1 rRNA gene is annotated in these 408 nt (G+C 42.4%); it reads left to right on the plus strand.

Going from position 1 to position 408, the window contains the following annotated elements:
- Positions 1 to 179: ribosomal RNA gene (locus tag ACEWB7_RS18245) — 23S ribosomal RNA — on the plus strand; the annotation flags it as partial.
- Between the last annotated feature and the right edge of the window lie 229 nt (positions 180 to 408).

Genomic DNA, 408 nt, shown 5'->3' on the forward strand with positions numbered 1-408 from the left:
TGTTCGGAAGGGATAACCGCTGAAAGCATCTAAGCGGGAAGCCTACCTCAAGATAAGATTTCCCCGAGACTTTATGTCTCCTAAAGAGCCGTTGAAGACTACGACGTTGATAGGTTGGATGTGGAAGCATAGCGATATGTGAAGCTGACCAATACTAATTGCTCGTGAGGCTTGACTATACAACACCCAAGCAGTTGTATATAAAGCATCAATTGATTTCATATTGATCTAACGATCAGACGAAGCCTTGATTTAGTTAAGCTAATCGAACAAACTACTGCAACTCAGATACATCTGTTAATGCATTCTATTTGAAGAAAGCTAGGCAAACGAAGCGCAAGCAACGTAGATAAGACCATAGCGAGTAAGCATACCAGTTGTGCTGGCGACCATAGCAAGAGTGAACCA

The organism is Acinetobacter sp. NIOH-H-8 (assembly GCF_046635365.1).
GTDB lineage: Bacteria > Pseudomonadota > Gammaproteobacteria > Pseudomonadales > Moraxellaceae > Acinetobacter.